We start from the raw sequence: 17,844 nt of genomic DNA, 5'->3' as shown, positions 1-17,844 counted from the left end.
CACTCCTTGGAAGGCGCGCATCATGGAAGGTGCGGAGCAGGGCAGGACGGGCTCCAGCGTCCAGAGAATCATCCTGGCGGGAGAAGCACAAGGAGGCGAGGACCGTGAGAACGTTGATTGCTCTCATTAGCGTCGTACTGCTGTCCGCGATGATTCCCGGCGGCATCTCGGCGTCGCAGGTCTGGCCGGAAGGCCGGCCGGTAAGCATCATGGTGCCATTCGCCGCGGGCGGCGGAACCGACATCATAGCCCGGCAGATTCAGCGGGCCATGCAGCGGTTCACCGAGGTGCCGATCGTCATCCGGAACATGCCCGGAGCGGGCAGCGGCATTGGGACAAACGAGGTGCTGCGCGCCAAGCCGGACGGTCACACTCTGCTGCTCTCCGGAACGCACACCGTCACCGCGGCGCTGCAGGGCCTGACCGCCGGCTCGATCATCCAGCTCGACCACATCGCCAGTCTGAACTGGGACCCGTTCGTGATCGCCGTTCTGGACACGGCTCCCTACAAGACCCTCGGGGAACTGATTGAAGCGGGCAAGCAGGCCCCGGGCAAGATCACGATCGGTCACGCCGGGGTCGGCGCTTTGACGCACCTGACCTCTGAGGCGCTCAACAAGGCGGCCGGAATGCCCTGGACGGTGGTGCCTTTTGAGGGCGGCGCCCGCCTGATCGTCGGGGTGTTGGGGAACGTTGTGACCAGCGGCGTCTTCTCGCAGTCCGAGGTACAGGTGCAGGCCGGGCGGCTGAGGCCGCTGGCGGTTACGAGCCTGCGGCGCACCACGCTCTTTCCGGCTACGCCCACCACGACCGAGCTGGGGTTCAAGAACATTCCCCAGGGCAGCTTCCGCGCGATAAGCGGGCCAAAGGGGATTCCCATGGAGGTGCGCAGGGCAATCGCGTCCTCCGTTGCGCGGGCAATGAACGATCCCCACTGGATCCAGTACGCCCGCGAGAGCGGACTGGTCAAGACATACATGGCCAATGAGGAACTGGAGCGGTACTTCGCGGTGCTCACGCTGGACCTATCGAAGCTGCTGCGCCAGGTCGGCCTCATGAAGTGAGAAGATGACGCGGTCCTCGCGGCTGGCGGTTGCCGCGTTCATCGCCGCCTTTGCGCTCCTGGCGCTCCTGCTGGCCGGTCAGATTCCAAGCCGGCACGTCAAGGGAGATCCAGGGCCCCAGGCCCTTCCGATCGCCGTCGCGGCCCTGGTTCTGATAGGGGCCGCAGCGGCGATGATTGGGGAGAGGCGCCCCAGTTCTTCCGGCACGGAACCATGGCAGCAGGCCCTTGGGGTCGGCGCGGGCACGGTTGCGTTCCTTCTGCTCCTGCCGGTGGTGGGCTTTGTGGTCTCCGCCGCGCTTTTCCTGATAGGCACCTCGCTCTACCTGGACAGCCGGCGGCGCATCGGACCGGCTACCCGGCTGCTGACCGGAGTGGGATTTCCGCTGGCGCTCTGGTGGATCTTCAGCCGGCTGCTCGACGTTTCCCTCCCGCGCGGGCTCATGGGATTCTAGCGCGTGGAACCCCTGCTGCAGGGCCTGGCCTTTGTCCTTCAGCCGACCACGCTGTTGTGGATTGTGGTCGGCGACATCGTCGGGATCTTCATCGGCGCGCTTCCCGGCCTGACGGCCACGATGGGGCTCGCGCTGTTCCTGCCCGTTACGATTCACCTTGACAGCCTCACCGCCATCAGCCTGCTGTTGGGGCTCTACTTTGGAGCGGTGACCGGAGCGTCCATCCCGGCGGTGCTCTTCGGGATACCCGGCAACCCCAACGCCATCGCCACCGTATTCGATGGGCTGCCGATGGCGCGCAAGGGGCAGGCAGGGATCGCGTTGGGCGGCGCGGTGATCGCGTCGTTCATCGGCGGGCTGATCAGCACCGCGGCGCTGCTCGCGGCATCACCGGCGCTGGCCCGCTTCTCGCTGCTGTTTGGACCTGCGGAGTACTTCTCCCTGGCGGTCGCCAGTCTGACGATCATAGCCAGCGTTTCAGGTTCCTCGCTCCTGAAGGGCGTGGTGATGGGTGCGATGGGGGTGCTGCTCGCGACCGTCGGAATAGACACCATGACCGGCGTCCGACGGTTCACCTTCGACAACCCCTTCCTGGCCAGCGGCATCGGGCTCGTTCCCGTGCTGATAGGCATGTTCGGGATCACCCAGGCGCTTGACGACGCGGCCCGGAGCAGGGATCTGCACCAGATTGTCACGCAGCAGCTCGGCCGGCTGTTCCCCAGTCTGCGGCAGCTTCTCGGCATGTGGCGCATCATTCTGGAGTCGAGCTGGATAGGGACCTTCATCGGCCTGCTGCCAGGGGCCGGCGCCAGCGTGGCCGTGGTCCTGGCGTACGAGCGGGCGAAGCAGATCTCCCCGCGCCCCGAGGAGTTCGGCACCGGCAGGCTCGAAGGCGTGATAGCGCCGGAGGTGGCCAACAACGCCTGCATCGGCGGCGGGCTGATACCCACCTTCACGCTCGCGCTGCCCGCGGAAGCGGCCGCGGTGCCCATCCTTGCGGCGATGGTCATCCACGGCGTGACGCCCGGCCCACTCCTGTTCACCTCCCAACCGCACTTCATCTACGCCATTATCTTCGCCATGATCGTGGCCAACCTGACCACCTGCATCTTCCAGCTCGGCGGCATCCGGGTGTTCATCAAGGCGCTCAGCGTGCCGCCGGCCTTGATGCCGCCTTTGGTGATCTTGCTGTCGGTGCTGGGCGCGTACGCCCTCAACGGCTGGATGTATGATGCCGTCGTGGCAGTGGCGGCCGGGATCCTGGGGTTCGTTCTCAAGCGCGCCGGTTATCCACTGATCCCGCTAATCCTGGGATTGGTTCTGGGGCCGATGATGGAGTCGGAGTTCCGGAGGATGATGATCATCACGGGCGGTGACATGACGGTCTTCGTCACGAGGCCGCTGAGCCTACTGCTGCTGGTAGCCGGCGTCGGGTCGCTGATTCGCCAGCTCGTCCATCAGAGGCGGCTGGCCCAGAAGGGAGCAGTATAGGTATGAGCAGACTGGCTGAGAGCCAATATATCCCCGCCGTCGAGAACCCTCCGGCGCACCATTTGGTGGCGTCGTCAGCGAACAGCCCGCTCACGCATCTGGAGTTCGCGCTTGTCACCCTGGCAGGTGGTGGGGCGCCCTTCTCCTGGGAGTCCGGCGACCGCGAGGCCGTCATATACCTGATCGAAGGCGGCTGCGTGGTCAACGTCTCCGGAAGTGCGGGGACGCTTTCCGGGACCCTCGGCCCGCGCGCATCGGTCTTCGATGATCCGCCGTCCGCGGTGTTCGTGCCCGCGGGCTCTCGCGTAGACCTGGTCGGCCTTGCCGACGGAGTCCGGCTGGCGCTCTTCTCCGCGCCTCCCTCCGCCACACGCTCTCCCCGGATCATCGGACCGGATCAGGTCACCGTAAGGAACGTGGGCGCTGATGCCTGGTCGCGTCGCGTCACCAGCGTTGCCGACCAGAGCGTGACCAGCCGGATGCTCGTGGGCGAGACCCACAACCCCCCTGGCCACTGGTCGAGCTATCCGCCGCACAAGCACGACACGCGCCGCACCACAGGTGACGGCCGGGGCGAGGCCCCGATGGAGGAAATCTATCACTACCTTGTGCGGCCGCCGGACGGGTTCGGGCTGCAGATGGTCTACACGCCTCCCGACGCACCGGAGCCATTCGAGAAGATCTACAGGGTGCGCCATGGCGACACCGTCGTGATACCGCGCGGCTACCACCCGCTTGTGGCAGCAGGCGGCTACGAGCTGGTCTACCTGTGGGCGATCTCGGGCGAGCAGGTGGAGTACGCGGCCTGGGCGGACGATCCGGCGCATGCCTGGATCAACCGTCCAAGGTAAGGAGAGACGATGCGTCCGGTTATCGTTTTCGACTTCGACGGCACGCTGGTGGACGCCTACGAGATCAAGCGCGAGTCGTACTGGCGGGCGGTGTCCGAAGTGCTGGGATTGGGTCCCGGGCACCGTGCTACGGTGGACGCCTCCTATGCCCGCACCAGCGGCGCCCACAGGTTCGTTCAACTAGACGACACCGCGGCGGCCCTGGACCGGTCGATCTCCGACGCGGAGCGCGAGGAGTTCTCGCGCCGCTACTCCGATTACAACGAGGTCGAGAAAGACCGCATGCTGCAGTTCCCCTCGGCGCGGATGGTGCTGGAGGCGCTTCGGGCGGACCACGACCTGGTGTTGTCCAGCGGCCTGCCGCACTCCAACCTCGTGGCAGAGGCCGCGCGCCACGACCTGGCGGGGTTCTTCATCGAGATCGAGGGCGGCGACAAGGGCCGCACGCTGGACCGGCTGCGCGCCGCCGGGCGCACCGTTGTGCTTTTCGTCGGTGACACCCCGCACGATGAGGAAGTAGCCGCCTCTCGTGGTGTCCCGTTCTACAAGATAGGCGGCGACGCAGAACTGGCACGGCTCCCGGAGGTGCTGTCGTGAGCGCGTCGTTGGTGGTCCTGGGATCAAGCGGCGCGGTGCAGACCGCGCACCGCGACAACGCGGCGCTGGCCTTCCGGATGGGGGAGTCGTCGGTCCTGGTTGACTGTCCGGGCAGCCCCTTCCTCAAGCTGCGGAAGGCCGGGCTCGATCCGATGTTGCTGCGGGCAGTGGTGATCACGCACGCGCATCCCGATCACATATACGGCCTTCCGTCGCTGGTCCACCATCTCTGGATGCTTGCCCGCCAGGTCCCTCTGCCCCTGTTCGCGCCGGAGCCGGAGATGGACAAGTTGCGGAGCCTTCTGGATGTGTTCGACCTGGGCCGGCGCGCCGGGTTTCTTGAGATGCACCCCCTGGCCGACGGTACATCTTCACCGTCCGGCGACACGCCGATCACATTCTGGGAGCACGCCGGAAGCCGGCTCTCCGCGCTGCCGTCGGACCACGGCCCGCCTGCCTTCGCGATCCGCTGGGACACCCCCGAGGGCGCGAGGGTTGTCTACTCTTCTGACACACGGCCGGTGGAGGCAATGGCTTCGTTCGGGCGCGATGCCGCGTTCTTTGTTCACGAGGCCACCTTCCTCGATGCCGAGGCGGTCCGGGCGAAGGAAGGAGGTCACTCTACGGCTGCGCAGGCCGCCCGCCTGGCTGCGCTCGCCGGCGCGCGGAAACTTCTTCTTGTGCACTTGGACTACCGGGCTGATGCGGCGCAATGGGTGGAGGAGGCCCGGGGCGAGTTCGCCGGACCGGTAGAGGTGCCGGACGACGGCGCGATCTACACCGTGGAGTGATCTAGGTAGTGGCGCGGCCGGCGCCGGTGGTGCCGCCGTCCACCGCTATCGTCTGACCGGTAATGTACCCTGCCTCGCGGCCGGCCAGGAAGACCACGAGGGCCGCAACCTCTTCGGCTGTGCCCATCCGGCCCATCGGAATCACCTCGAGCAACCTCCGGCGAAGCTCCTCGGGCATGGCGGCCACGATGCCCGCGTCAATCGCACCCGGCGCGACCGCGTTGACGGTGACGCCGCGTGGAGCCAGCTCCCGGGCAAGCACCTCGGTCAGCCCGATCAGGCCGGCCTTGGCAGCCGAATAGTTGGCCTGGCCGGCGCCTCCGGCGACCCCTGCTATGGAGGACATGTTGATGATTCGGCCCCGGCCGCTTGCCAGAAGGTGAGGCGTCGCGTGGCGGCAGCAGCGCACCGCGCCGGACAGGTTGGTGTTGAGGACCGCGTTCCAGTCGGACGGCTGCATGCGCACCACTAGCGCGTCGCGGGTAATGCCGGCGTTGTTGACCAGTATGTCGAGGCCCCCGAACCGCGCCACCGTCTCAGATATGCACTTAGCCGCATCAGCGTCGGAGTCCACGTCGGCCTGGATCGCGAGAACCTCGGCAGGAGGAGACAGTTCGCGGGCCAGCGCCTCGGCGCCGGCTGCGTTCGAGCGGTAGGTGAACGCGACGCGCGCCCCGGCGCGGGCAAGCGCGATCACTATGGCGCGTCCGAGGCCGGACGATCCGCCGGTGACCAGCGCTGAGGCGGACTCGAGCATCAGGGGCGTCGGGCGACCACCTGCATCCAGATCCGCGGGACCGTCTCGAGTTTGAGGTCCTCAAAGGTCTGGCGGGCGCCGGCCTTGAGCGCTTCCATGCCGATCTCGAGGGGGACGCCGGGCAGCGCACCCTCGATGAACATCGAGAACTCGCTGATGTCCTCCCAGGCCTGGCAGGGGAGCTGCTTCTCCTGGAACTCGACCGCGGTCTCGGCAAACCCGCTATCCAGAAGCAGGCGGCGGTACTCCTCGGGGGTCAGCCACTGCATCGCGGTGGTCTTGGCGTCGCGGACAACGGCGTGTCCCCTCTCGCGCAGCAAGCGCATCGCCCGCAGCCCCCAGTGCTTGTAGAACCGCAGGCTGTCGCCGGCGTAGGCGCCCTCGAAGAAGGTGGTGTTGAACGCCAGCACGCCGCCGGGTCGCAGCACCCTGCTGATCCCGGCAATCACCTGGGCCTTGTCCGGGACGAGGTGAATCGCGTTGCAGAAGACCACTGTGTCCACCTGCGACACCAAGCCGTTCAGGCGCTCCGCGGTTCCCTGGATGAACCGCACGACGGCGGACTGGATCCGCTGCGCCGCCAGCACCAGCGCGGAAGCGGAGGGGTCTATGGCGAAGACGCGGCCCAACGGCGGCACGCCCATCCGCTGCAGGATCAGCTCGGTGATGGCGCCAGGGCCGCATCCCAGGTCAACCACGTCGGCGCCCGGCCTGATGCCGGCGCGCGCCACCAGCCATGTGTTCACTTCCCTGAAGAACGGGTGGGCCGCGAACTTGGCGAACGAGAACCGCTCATCCGGTGTCTCCATGGCTGGATTATACCTCATCCCCGCCACCCCTCGCGGTGGATCACCTCATGGTCCAGTCCGCGGGAGCGGGCGGCTGTTTCTCCATCAGGCGAAACCAGCAGGGTGCCGCCGCGTCCTTCGACCCGTCCTTCCGCGAGCACCAAGCGCCCTCTGGCCACGGACCACCTGGCACGCCCTGCTTCGAGGTCCACGACCGTAACGTCGGCGTCGGCGCCCACCCCGAGGTGTCCTTTGGCCGGAAGACTCAGCATGCGGGCAGGGTTCACGCTGGCCTTGAGGACGAAGTCGCGCAGGGTCCAGGCACCCATCTGGACCAGCATGAGCCCGTGACGGACCAGGAAGTTGCGTGGGATCGCGCCGCCGTCGGTGCTGAGGCCGTCAATTACAAACAGGCCCTCGCTCCGCGCGGTCGCCAGCAGGATCGCGGACGGGATGTGGTTGACCGGGAACGAGACCCCTGCTTCGGTCTCCAGCGCGCGCCAGGTCTCGAGCCCGTCCGGTGGTGATGCCAGGACGATCTCGCCGCCCTGCTCGCGGTGGATGCGCGCATAGCCGGCGCGAATCGCGGCCTCCAGACCCTTCTCGCTCTGCTCGTGGCCTCCCAACCGAAGGCAGGTCTTCGTGACGGCGCTTGCCGGGACGCCGTCGCGGCACCGCGCCGACGTGCCGTTGTATACCGACAGATACGACTCGCTGACTGCGGAGGGATGCGCGGCCAGGAGATCGAGCGCGCGCCGCGCCTCTGCGACCGGATCGCCGGTAACCTGGCCGCGGCAGTACGAGTTCACGTGGGCGATGTGGATGGGACGGCCCGCGGCCAGATCCAGCGCCTCTTCGAGCCCGCGAATGTCCGAGCCGGTCGCGGTTGTTCCCACGTGGAAGGCGACATAACACCGGCGCCTGGCCGCCTCCTCCACGGCCTGTGCCGTGGCCTCGGGTGTCAGGGGGTAGTGACCGCCCAGCAGTTTGATACCGATCGCACCGCTGGTCAGCGCCCGGTCAACCGCACCGGCGATCTCGTCCTTCGTGGGACCGGACGATGGCAGCGTCGCTCCGGGAACCAGCGGGTGGAGGTAGGCGATGTTGAGCCCGGCGCCTCCGCCTTTCAGGTCCCGGGCCAGGTCCTCGATCTCACCGGCCATGTCGAGCGCGGTGACGACGCCGGTCGCAGCCACCATGCGGTGTCCCTCGGCCGAGCCGAAGTGGCGCGAGAGGTGGGTGTGGCTGTCGATTATTCCTGGTAGGACATAGTGCCCGGCGACCTCAATCGTTCTCCGCGCGCCGGTGGTCACCCGGCCCACCTCGCTGATCCGCCCGTCGCGAATGGCCAGATCGGCAGGCCCATCGGTGTTGTTGGCGGGATCGAGCAGGTGTCCGCCCGTAAATACGAGGTCGTGCACTTGGCATCATCCCCTTCTTCTGGCCCTTCTTCCGGAAAGTTGGCCGGAAAGGGCGTATTCCCTTTGCTATAATCATCGCCGGAGAGGTGGCTGAGCTTGGCCGAAGGCGGCGGACTTGAAATCCGTTAGGGTGAAAGCCCTCGTGGGTTCGAATCCCACCCTCTCCGCCAGTCGGGAAGTGTCCGGAGTTCCCAGGGAGGCGTGATCATGTTTGGATGGACGGGGACTATCCTCAGGGTCGACCTGACAGAAAGGACATTCAGAAAAGAGACGTTCGGCGAGGAGTTCGCCCACAAATGGGTGGGCGGCCGTGGATTCGCCCTGAAGACCCTCTGGGACGAACTCGAGCCGGGAGTTGACCCCCTGGGTCCCAAGAACAAGTTCATCGTGGCGCTCGGCCCGATCGCCGGCATCCCCGCGCCCAACACCGGCAAGACCGTCGTGGCGGCCAAATCGCCCCTTACCGGCGGCTACGGAGACGGCAACCTGGGCACCCAGGTCACGGAGCAACTTCGCAAGGCCGGGTACGACATGCTCATCGTCGAGGGCGCCGCCTCCGAACCGACCCTGCTCTACATCGAGGACGACAAGGTGGAGTTCCTGCCCGCCGCCGAGGTCTGGGGCAAGGGGACATACGCGACAAACGACTGGATCTACGCACGTTACGGAAGAAAGGTCGGGGTGCTGAACATCGGGCAGGGAGGGGAGAACCTCAATCTGTATTCGACTGTACGGAGCCTTGAGGGGCGCTCCGGCGGCCGGCCCGGAATGGGCGCCGTCATGGGGTCCAAGAAGCTTAAGGCCATCGTGGTCAAGGGGAGCAAACCTATCCCCCAGGCCGATCCCAAGACAATGAAGAAGCTGGGTGCGGCCGACCTGCGCACAGTCCATGAAATGGACAAGAAGTCCGGATGGTCTAAACAGAGCACGACGGGCATTCTCGCCTGGTGCAACGAAGTGGCCGCGCTCCCGGTCCGGAACATGAGGAAGACCCGGCACTCCGATGCCTGGAAGATCGACGGCGAACGGCTGGACGCCGCACGGGTGGCGACCTATGGCTGTCCGACCTGCACAATGCACTGCGGCATCGCCGTCCACGACCGCGAGGGCCGGGAGTCCGAGCTCGACTACGAGAACATCGGCATGCTGGGCAGCAACTTGGAGGTCTTCGAGCTCGACCAGGTCGGATCGCTGAACTACCTCTGCGACGACTACGGCCTGGACACGATCTCCGCGGGTGGCGTTCTCGGGTTCTACGCCGACGCGATCGACCGCGGGCACATCGCCGGCGATTTCCGCTTCGGCGATGGTGAGGGAGCCAAGGAACTGCTCCGGCTTGCCGCTCTCCGGGAAGGCGACCTGGGAAACCTGCTGGCCGACGGGACGATGCGCATGGCCCGGAAGATCGGGCGGGGGTCCGAGGCCTACGCCATGCACGTCAAGGGCCTGGAGGTTTCCGCGTACAACTGCAAACTCTGTCCCGGCATGGCCCTTTCTTTCGGGACGAGCCCGATAGGCGCCCACCACAAGGAAGCCTGGGTCATCACCTTCGAGCTCAACCAGACGGTCCGCGATTCCTACGGGCGGGACAAGGCGCAAAAGGTCATCGAACTGCAGAGGATCAGGGGAGGACTGTTTGAGTACATAATCGCCTGCCGATTCCCATGGGTCGAGCTCGGCTGGCAGCTCGAGCATTACCCGATCTACTTCAATACCATTACCGGCCTCAACTGGACCCTGGACGACTTCTGGAAGGTCGGCGACAGGATCTACTCGCTGATGAAGTTCTTCTGGCTTAGGGAGATGCCGGATTGGAACCGTAAGATGGACTACCCTCCCATGGTCTGGTTCGACCCTGCCAACGCCGATGCAGACGGCCCGATCGCGGGCAAGATCCTCGATCTAGAGAAGTACGACGGCCTGCTCGATCACTACTACGACCTGCGCGGTTGGGACAAGCGAGGCATACCCACCCGGAAAACGGCCGCCGCCCTGGACCTCGAGGACGAAGCCCGCCAGGCCGAGGCCTTCGGCAGGCTGGAGGACTGACCCAGAGGACCAACCCGGAGGACCCTGCAATGAAGGTCACGGTCAAGATGATCGGGTCTTTCGTCTATGCCACCGGATTCAGCGAGAGGATCTTCGATCTCGCCCCAGGAACAACGACCGACGAGCTCCTGGAAATTGTGGAGATCGAGAAGTCCCGGCCGATGATCGTGGCGCGCAACGGCCAGGCCGTCGTCCAGGGAGAGAAGCTTGAGGACGGCGACCGCGTCGTCATCGCGCCCATCTTCTCGGGCGGACAAGCAGCCGGCCCTCACTGAAGGTCGCCGAAGGTCGTCGTGGTCGTGACCCTGATTCTGCGAGAGATCTTACTGCCCGCCTCCTGTGCCCTGGCCATCTATATGCTGTTCTGGTTCGTCGTTTCCATCCTGGCCGGGCGCAACGACGTCGCCGACGTGGCCTGGGGTCCTGGGTTCATCCTGGTCGGGGTAGCGGCCCTGCTGAAATCCGACTGGACGCCGCGGATGCTCGTTCTTCTACTGCTTGTGGCCGTTTGGGGAGCGAGGCTGTTCACCCACATCTACCTCAGAAACCGCGGCAAGGGAGAAGACCCGCGCTACAAGAGGTGGAGGGAGGAGTGGGGCAGGTGGGCGCACCTCCGCTCCCTCTTCCAGGTGTTTGCGCTTCAGGGAGCGCTGATCCTGGTCATCGCGTCGCCCCTCCTGATCGTGAGCGCATACGATGCCGGCGGATTCACGTTGTTGAACGCCATCGGAGTCGCCGTGTGGCTCGCCGGCTTCCTGTTCGAGGTGGTGGGCGACCTGCAACTGGCGCGCTTCCTCCGTGACTCCGCCAATCGCGGGAGCGTGATGCAGGAGGGATTATGGCACTACACGCGGCACCCCAACTACTTCGGCGAGGTGACTCTGTGGTGGGGGATCTTCCTCGTGGGCCTCTCCGGATCCCCAGCGTATCTATCCGCGCTGATCAGCCCGATAACGATCACCTTCCTGATCCTCCGCGTCTCGGGAATCCCGATGCTTGAGCGCAAGCGTGAGGGCGACCCGAAGTGGGAGTCCTATAGGCGGAGAACGTCCGCGTTCCTACCGTTACCACCCAGGAGGACACCGTGATGTCCATGTTCATTCACTACGTCGCCACGCTGCTTGTGTTCCTGGCAGTAGACATGATCTGGCTCGGCGGGATAGCGAAAGGATTGTACCGTGCCGAACTCGGCCATCTGATGCGGCCGGCCCCGCTCTGGAGTGCGGCGCTAATCTTCTACGCGCTCTACGTCGTGGGCATCCTGTTCTTCGTCGTCTACCCGGCCAGGGGTGACGCCGCGCTCACCAGAGTCTTCTTCACAGGCGCGTTCTTCGGCCTCATCGCCTACGCGACGTTCGACCTCACGTCGCTGGCGGTGATTCGCGACTGGCCGCTTCGGATCGTGTTCATAGATCTTGCGTGGGGCGCAGTCATCACCGGGATCACCGCTACGGTCTCAGCCAGGATACTCCGGCTCCTGGCCTAAGGTTCAGCATCGGGGGGGGATCCGGTAGTGCCGCTCGGCCGGCAGGTCCCTGGTTAGTAGAGCCGCTCTCGGTCGAAGACGTTCAGCAACTGGTCGCTGCGCAGATAGCGCCGAAGGTTCTCACAGAACAGGTCGGTGAGCAGCGCGTTCTCGGTCTCCACGGTGCTGGCCGAGTGCGGGCTGATCAGGACGTTGGGCATGTCCCAAAGGGGGTTGTCGGCGGCCGGGGGCTCTGCCGCCAGCACGTCCAGCGCGGCCCCGCCGAGGCGGCCGTCACGCAGCGCCTCAATCATGGCCGGTTCGTCTACAACCGCCCCCCGGGCTACGTTGATGAGCACTGCTCCCGGCTTCACGGCAGCGAGTTCCTTCCTTCCGATCAACCCCTGGGTCTGCCGGGTATGAGGGGTGGCGAGGACGATGTAGTCCGCCGCTCCCAGCAGCGAGGGTAGTTCGGCCATCGGCACCAACCCATCAACCTCCGCGTCCTGGTCGCCGGCCTCGACGGTCCGCCGGGTGGCGATGACGCGCATACCGACCCCGCGGCACGCCCTGGCGACCTGGCGGCCGATCGTTCCAAGACCAACAAGACCGACCGTGACGTCCCGCAGATCCCGGCCGCAGTACCGCAACCACCGGTGCGCCGCCTGATCGCGCACCATTCGGAATCCGTCCTTGGCGAACCATAGGATCGCCATGAGCACGAAATCGGCCAGCGGCTTCGCGTGGATCCCCTTTGCGGTGGTGAAGACGATCGGGCTGTCGAGGAGACCGGTCCGCAGCAGGAGCTGTCCGATTCCGGTGCTGGTGGCTTGAATCCACCGCACCCGGGGGATGAGGGCCTTCAGGGCGGTGGCGTTAGGGTAGTCAAAATCGAAGAGGACCTCGGCTTCGGCCAGGTAGCCGCGCCACCTGAGCTCGTCTTCCTCGATGCGCTGCAGCGGGCGCCCGACGTGATCACACAGGTACCGCGGCTCCGGGAGCAGGGCCGGCTCATAAATGACCCGCACTTCGCCGGCGCCGCGGATGCGCTCGACGAAGTGCGGCTCAAGATAGGAAGCTATCAGGACAACGACGGGCGAGGCTATGACGCGTACTTCTTCGCCCAGTCGCTCACCAACGGGATGGTGAACTCCTTGCCGTTGTACGTTTGGACCGCGTAGTAGATCGAAAGGATCAGCCAGACGATCCAGAGGATCGGTCCGGCGACCAGGAACAGGATCCAGCCCAGGAACGGGATGTTCCCCAGGATCATCAACCCCACGTACAGCACGACCCACGCGATCCCCCAGAACAGCGCGGTCCATCCGTGGCGCCGCATGAATACGTCCTTCTTCATGTCGGTAAGAACTATGACGAGGGCAATTATCCAGATCGGGTATGCGAGCGCGGCGAGCAGCCGGTTCGACTGGTCCGCCGGGGCGGGCTCTGTGCTCATCTAGCACCTCCCTGGTCGCTGCGGTGCGATCCCTCACATATTCTGGAGGCCTGGCGAGAGTTCCTTCCGTGGTGCCCGCGCCATCCGCGCCCGCCTATAATGGACCTGTCATGCACATCCCGACTGCGGGGTCCGGCTTGGCCGGGGGCCTTACAGAAGAGATCCGCGAGGTGGCCGCGGGCGCGCCGGTTGCCGTGGCTTTTAGCGGCGGCCTGGACTCTTCCGTTGTCGCCGCGCTCGCCCGCGATGCGCTGGGCGCGGCCAACGTGCTGCTGGTCACGGTCAACATGGGCCAGTACGCCTACCGCCGTGGCAACGCCATCGTGCTGGAGATGGCAAAGCAACTCGGCCTGCAGCAGCGCTGCCTGCTGGGCCAGGCAAGGCAGCACGCGGTCCAGCGCGGCGGCCCTGCATGCAACCGCTGCGCCCGCGAGATTAAGCTGGGCATGGTCAAAGCCGCGGCTCAGGGCCGGCTGGTGCTTACCGGTTCGAACCGGAGCGACACCTGGGGACAGATGGGCCTACGGATCCACGGCGGGTACTACTCGCCCCTGCTGGATCTGGACAAGCCCCAGATCCGGGAGATGGCCGGCGAGCTGGGTCTGGAGGTGCCGCGCATAGGCGAACACTGGGGGCGCGAGGGATGCAAGCTTAAGCACCTGTTGAAGCCGCTGATCAACCCCGACTACCATGGCCGGGCGGTCGCAGAATCGAACGAGGTCCTGCTGGAAGTGCTGGCCGGGATGGGTTTCGACGCGGAGCTGGCCAACGTCAAGATCGTCGGGCCCCTGCGTCGAAACGTCGGTCTCGTGAACGTTCGACCTGAGCCACCGGATGCGCTCAAGGCCGTCATCCTGAGGGCGATGAGCGGGTTGGCGGACCTCGACGAGGTGCGGTTCGTCGAGGGGCCGGTGCGGCTCGTGGTGAAGGCCGGTCCCTCACTGGCCGGGGACGCAGCGGGCCGCTACTGGGTGGAGCACGGGCGCCTGGCGCCGGACTTTGCCCACCCGATCGAGGTGGAGTGGAAGCCCAGCCCGGACGGGCGGCTCCACACGTTCCACGTCCTCGACGCGATCCCGCTTTGATTCGGTGCGCCGGGAACGCGCCTCCGGCAGGATTCCCTCCACGGGCGCCCGAACCAGCGTGGCGATGATCCGGCGGCTTCTCGTGTTGGCTCTCGCGCTGATCTGTGCGCTGGTCCTGGCGCTGTTCCCCGCCTCCGTCCGTGGCGCGCCATCCGTCACGCTCGAGTTCTGGACAATCTCGCTCCAGCCGTTCTTCAACGACTACGTCAACGGGCTCGTCGCCGCCTACGAGCGGTTGAACCCCGGTGTGAAGGTCCGTTGGGTGGACGTGCAGTTCGCGGCGGTTGAGCAGAAGCTGCTGGCCGCTCTGGCAGGAGGCGTGCCGCCGGACGTCGTCAACCTCAACACCGAAACCACCGCCCGGCTGGCTGAGCGCAACGCGCTGGTGGACATGGACGAGGCAGTCCCCGCCCAGGTCCGTGCCCGCTACTTTGAGGGCCTCTGGCGCTCCGGCCAGGTGCGAGGCCGGACCTACGCGCTGCCGTGGTACGTCGTGCCCAACGTGATCGCGTACAACACGGCGATCTACCGGCGTGCCGGCCTCAACCCCTCGGAACCGCCGCAGACCGAGGAGGAGATGATCCAGCACGCGCGCACCATCAAGGACCGCGCCAGGATCTACGGTTTCATGCCCAACGTGGACGGTGTGCGCCTGCTGCATCGGTTTCAGGAGAACGGCCTGCCGATCCTAAGCAACGATAGGAAGCGGGCCGTGTTCAACTCATCCGAGCACGTGCGCTACCTGACCCGCTACGTGGACCTTCTTAAGGATGATTACTTCCCCGAGGATACGTTGCGCCGTGGATACCTGGGCGCCACCGAGCGGTACAGCGCCGGGCAACTGGGGATGCTGATCACCGGCCCGCAGTTTCTGCTCAGGGTGAAGAGCGACAACCCCGAGGTCTACGCGCGGACGTTCGTGGCGGCCTACCCCAGAGGGAAAGGCAACACCCTGCACCTGGCCACCATGACCATGGCGGTGCCCAGGTCGAGCCGCAACGCCGCGGCGGCCGTGGACTTCGCGCTGTTCGTCACCAACGACGAGAACCAGCTCGAGTTCAGCAAGCAGGTTGTCGTCTTCCCTTCGACCAGGCAGGCCGCGGCGGATCCGTTCTTCCGCCGGGGCGGCGCCGGGCCCGAGGATGTTGCCCGCAAGGTGGCCGCCGCCGACCTGCCCTACGCGCGCGACCTCAGCGTGATCGTCCCCAACGCCGGTGACCTCTTCCGCGTCTTCCGGGAGGCCGTGGAGAGCGCGTTCTACGGCAAGCGGACGCCGAAGGACGCGCTCGACTGGGTGGTCAGGCAGTGGAATGCGCGGCTCTGAGGATGAGGCCCGCCGGCCGAACCGTCTGAGGCGCGCTCTCCCGGGGCTGCTTGCCGCCGCCCTTGGGATTGCCATCGCAGCCCAGCCCGCGCCATCGCAGCCCGGGGTGGCCGGCGCGTGGCCCGACGCCTACGTCACGCCGCCCCGCGACGTCCGCATAATCCCGCTCCCCAAGTTAGTACGGTGGCTGGACGCGCCCTTTGAGATAACGACGGCAACCCGTATCGTTGTCGGCGATGCCGCGGGTCCAGAGGATCTGTACGCCGCGCGGGAACTGAACGAGGAGATCACGGCATGGGGTGCGCCGCCGCTGGCGGTCGTACGGGCCTCTGCCGCCGGCGATCCGGCACGCCTCGGAGGCAGCCTGGGCTCCGGCGGCTGGGGCTCCGGCGGCGCCATCCTGCTCGGCGAGCCCGCGCCCAATCCCCTGGCAGAAGCGGCGCTCGCGGAGCACCGGATCAGCGTGGACCTGCGGGACCCCGGGCCTGAGGGCTACGCCCTGCGTGTGGGGCCGGGTGGGGTCGTCGCCAGCGGCGCCGACCGCCGCGGCACCTTCTATGCCGTCCAGACCCTGCGCCAGTTGATTGAGCGGGACTCCCGCAACCCAAGCCGCCTGATCATCCGCGGGGCCGAGGTCCGCGACTGGCCCGATCATCCCATCCGCGCGGTGCACGTGGTGCTCGACAGCCACTCCGACGTCTTCCACACCGCGTTGATAGACCGCATCTTCAGCCGCTACAAGTTCAACGTGCTGATCGCGGAGTCCGAGTACGTCCGGTGGGAGAGCGCGCCCAACATCTGGCACGCCGGAGGCGCGACCAAGGCGCAGGCAGCGGCAGTGATCGCCGCGGCGCGCGAGCACCTGATCGAACCGATCCCGCTCATTCAGACGCTCGGGCATGTCGGGTGGCTGTTCCACAACGATCAGAACCTCGACCTGATGGAGATGCCGCCGGAGCTGGCGCCGGCGCGGTTCGCCTACGACCCGCTCAACCCGCGGGTCTACGCGGTTGTGCTGCCGGTGCTGGATGAAGCGATCGCGCTGTTCCGGCCGCGCTTCATGCACATCGGGCACGACGAGGTGCGCAACGTGGTGCCGTTTCCGTGGTCGGAGGAGGGCCGGCGCCTTGGATTCGGCGAGTTGTTCGTGCGCGATACCCTGCGTCTGTACGACCACCTGAAGGCCCGGGGCGTCGGCACGATGATGTGGGGCGACGTGTTGCTTACCAACGAGTTCGCTCCTGAGATGGCGCGCCTGCCGCGCGACATTGTCATGGTGGACTGGCAGTATCATGCCGCGGCGCGCTACCCGAGTTTGGACCGCTTCCGCGCCTGGGGATTCCCGGTGCTGGCCGCTACCTGGTACCGCCACGACAACATTGCCTCGCTGGCGCGCGACGCCAGACGCGCCGGGGCATCCGGTATGGTCCGGACCACCTGGACCGGGTACTTCGGCAACCGTGGCGCGCTCGCGTCGTCCTACCAGCAGATCTACAGCTACGTGCCGGCAGCGGACCATTTCTGGAACGCCGGGCGCGACGGCCCGTCCCTGGACGCGGTGGAGGCGGCCGTCCGATTCAGGGGGGACTGGCGCGTGGCCCGCGGGGAACCGCAGACCATCCCGGGCCGGGCGCTCGACATCCGTTCCGTCGCCAACCGCAGCCACATCGACCGCGGCCCAGATGATGGTGGCGCCGGATGGTTGGGGAAGGGACCGGACTACGACCTCCGGAATCTCCCGGTGGGGCAGGCGCGCTTCGCCGGCGTGCTGTTCAACGTGCTGGATCCCGCAGATCGTGGCGGCCGCAGCATCGTGCTGCTACGCGGCGGCCGCGAGCCCGCTCTGGCGATGCCCGATAGCGTCACTATCGGCGCCGGCTTTCCCGCGGGCGCGCTGTGCTTCCTGCACGCTCTGCCCTACCCGGCCTCGCGTTTCGGCGAGACGGTGGCGACCTACCGCGTGCGGTTCGGCGACGGCGGAGCCGCGGAGATCCCGATCCGGTACCGGGTGAACATAGGGACCTGGCTGGATGATCCCATCTCGTTTGAGCACGAGATCGGCTGGACCGGCCGCACCCGGTCAGGGGTGGACGTGCGGATCTCGCTGTTTTGCTGGACCAATCCCGACCCAGGGCGTCCGATCGTTGCCGTTGACCTGCAGGCCGCCGGTAGTGGGACTGCGCCTGCCATCTTCGCCATCACAGCGCTCGACCGCGCCCGTGGGGCGGCGGGCAGGTAAGGAGGAATCTTC

At 66.5% G+C, this 17,844-nt stretch carries 18 protein-coding genes and 1 tRNA gene; 14 read left to right on the top strand and 5 right to left on the bottom strand.

All coding sequences use genetic code 11. The features are described 5' to 3' along the window. The first annotated feature begins 104 nt into the window (after nt 1-104). The 6 genes from RDU83_05920 to RDU83_05895 are packed head-to-tail and all read left to right on the top strand — an operon-like array spanning nt 105 to nt 5,248. Complete coding sequence (locus tag RDU83_05920; GenBank protein ID MDQ7840552.1) at nt 105-1,064, top strand: tripartite tricarboxylate transporter substrate binding protein; 960 nt, start codon at nt 105-107, stop codon at nt 1,062-1,064. Nucleotides 1,065-1,068: 4 nt separating this feature from the next. After that, nucleotides 1,069-1,518 (top strand): tripartite tricarboxylate transporter TctB family protein, encoded by a 450-nt coding sequence (locus RDU83_05915; protein MDQ7840551.1) that lies wholly within the window; start codon nt 1,069-1,071, stop codon nt 1,516-1,518. Nucleotides 1,519-1,521: 3 nt separating this feature from the next. Next, nucleotides 1,522-3,009, top strand: coding sequence for a tripartite tricarboxylate transporter permease (locus RDU83_05910; protein MDQ7840550.1), 1,488 nt, complete (start codon nt 1,522-1,524; stop codon nt 3,007-3,009). A gap of 2 nt (nt 3,010-3,011) precedes the next feature. Continuing rightward, nucleotides 3,012-3,860, top strand: a complete 849-nt coding sequence (locus RDU83_05905; protein ID MDQ7840549.1) for a 5-deoxy-glucuronate isomerase — start codon at nt 3,012-3,014, stop codon at nt 3,858-3,860. A gap of 9 nt (nt 3,861-3,869) precedes the next feature. Further along, on the top strand, nt 3,870-4,457 hold the full coding sequence (locus RDU83_05900; GenBank protein MDQ7840548.1) for an HAD hydrolase-like protein: 588 nt from the start codon (nt 3,870-3,872) through the stop codon (nt 4,455-4,457). Continuing rightward, nucleotides 4,454-5,248, top strand: a complete 795-nt coding sequence (locus RDU83_05895; GenBank protein MDQ7840547.1) for an MBL fold metallo-hydrolase — start codon at nt 4,454-4,456, stop codon at nt 5,246-5,248. Before RDU83_05900 ends, RDU83_05895 begins: the two co-directional genes overlap by 4 nt. Before the next feature lies 1 nt (nt 5,249). Here the strand turns inward: RDU83_05895 and fabG are convergent, their stop codons facing one another. From fabG to RDU83_05880, 3 genes are read right to left on the bottom strand one after another with little or no spacing between them, the layout of a single operon-like run. Continuing rightward, a complete protein-coding gene (fabG, locus tag RDU83_05890) occupies nt 5,250-6,008 on the bottom strand; it encodes a 3-oxoacyl-ACP reductase FabG (GenBank protein ID MDQ7840546.1) in 759 nt (252 codons plus the stop codon). Further along, a complete protein-coding gene (locus tag RDU83_05885) occupies nt 6,005-6,832 on the bottom strand; it encodes a class I SAM-dependent methyltransferase (protein MDQ7840545.1) in 828 nt (275 codons plus the stop codon). The genes fabG and RDU83_05885 overlap by 4 nt, the downstream gene beginning before the upstream one ends. After that, complete coding sequence (locus RDU83_05880; protein ID MDQ7840544.1) at nt 6,829-8,214, bottom strand: amidohydrolase family protein; 1,386 nt, start codon at nt 8,212-8,214, stop codon at nt 6,829-6,831. Before RDU83_05880 ends, RDU83_05885 begins: the two co-directional genes overlap by 4 nt. Before the next feature lie 80 nt (nt 8,215-8,294). Here RDU83_05880 and RDU83_05875 point away from each other — a divergent pair. The 5 genes from RDU83_05875 to RDU83_05855 all read left to right on the top strand — a co-directional run bounded on the left by RDU83_05875 (nt 8,295) and on the right by RDU83_05855 (nt 11,749). Beyond that, nucleotides 8,295-8,384 (top strand) — tRNA-Ser (locus tag RDU83_05875). Between the two features lie 37 nt (nt 8,385-8,421). Continuing rightward, nucleotides 8,422-10,263: an aldehyde ferredoxin oxidoreductase family protein gene (locus RDU83_05870; protein MDQ7840543.1), complete on the top strand. Its 1,842-nt coding sequence runs from the start codon at nt 8,422-8,424 to the stop codon at nt 10,261-10,263. 29 nt (nt 10,264-10,292) lie between these two features. Continuing rightward, on the top strand, nt 10,293-10,538 hold the full coding sequence (locus RDU83_05865; GenBank protein ID MDQ7840542.1) for a MoaD/ThiS family protein: 246 nt from the start codon (nt 10,293-10,295) through the stop codon (nt 10,536-10,538). A 24-nt stretch (nt 10,539-10,562) separates the two neighbouring features. Then, nucleotides 10,563-11,351: a DUF1295 domain-containing protein gene (locus RDU83_05860; protein ID MDQ7840541.1), complete on the top strand. Its 789-nt coding sequence runs from the start codon at nt 10,563-10,565 to the stop codon at nt 11,349-11,351. Next, a complete protein-coding gene (locus RDU83_05855) occupies nt 11,351-11,749 on the top strand; it encodes a DUF2177 family protein (GenBank protein ID MDQ7840540.1) in 399 nt (132 codons plus the stop codon). The genes RDU83_05860 and RDU83_05855 overlap by 1 nt, the downstream gene beginning before the upstream one ends. Nucleotides 11,750-11,802: 53 nt before the next feature. Here the strand turns inward: RDU83_05855 and RDU83_05850 are convergent, their stop codons facing one another. After that, nucleotides 11,803-12,756, bottom strand: a complete 954-nt coding sequence (locus RDU83_05850) for a D-2-hydroxyacid dehydrogenase (protein ID MDQ7840539.1) — start codon at nt 12,754-12,756, stop codon at nt 11,803-11,805. Nucleotides 12,757-12,830: 74 nt separating this feature from the next. Beyond that, entirely contained in the window at nt 12,831-13,184 is a 354-nt protein-coding gene (locus tag RDU83_05845; protein ID MDQ7840538.1) for a DUF4870 domain-containing protein, read from the bottom strand. A gap of 137 nt (nt 13,185-13,321) precedes the next feature. On the opposite strand from RDU83_05845, the gene RDU83_05840 reads away from it, so the two are divergent. The 3 genes from RDU83_05840 to RDU83_05830 all read left to right on the top strand — a co-directional run bounded on the left by RDU83_05840 (nt 13,322) and on the right by RDU83_05830 (nt 17,832). Then, on the top strand, nt 13,322-14,269 hold the full coding sequence (locus RDU83_05840) for an asparagine synthase-related protein (GenBank protein MDQ7840537.1): 948 nt from the start codon (nt 13,322-13,324) through the stop codon (nt 14,267-14,269). A 64-nt stretch (nt 14,270-14,333) separates the two neighbouring features. Continuing rightward, nucleotides 14,334-15,593 carry a sugar ABC transporter substrate-binding protein gene (locus RDU83_05835; protein ID MDQ7840536.1) on the top strand — a complete coding sequence of 420 codons (1,260 nt, stop codon included), beginning with the start codon at nt 14,334-14,336 and terminating at the stop codon, nt 15,591-15,593. Beyond that, nucleotides 15,580-17,832, top strand: coding sequence for a glycoside hydrolase family 20 zincin-like fold domain-containing protein (locus tag RDU83_05830; protein ID MDQ7840535.1), 2,253 nt, complete (start codon nt 15,580-15,582; stop codon nt 17,830-17,832). The genes RDU83_05835 and RDU83_05830 overlap by 14 nt, the downstream gene beginning before the upstream one ends. Nucleotides 17,833-17,844: the final 12 nt, after the last annotated feature.

Source organism: bacterium (genome assembly GCA_031082185.1).
Classification (GTDB): Bacteria; Sysuimicrobiota; Sysuimicrobiia; order Sysuimicrobiales; family Humicultoraceae; genus VGFA01.
The sequence above is the reverse complement of the archived record's forward strand: the minus strand, read 5'-3'. Positions and strand labels throughout refer to the sequence as shown.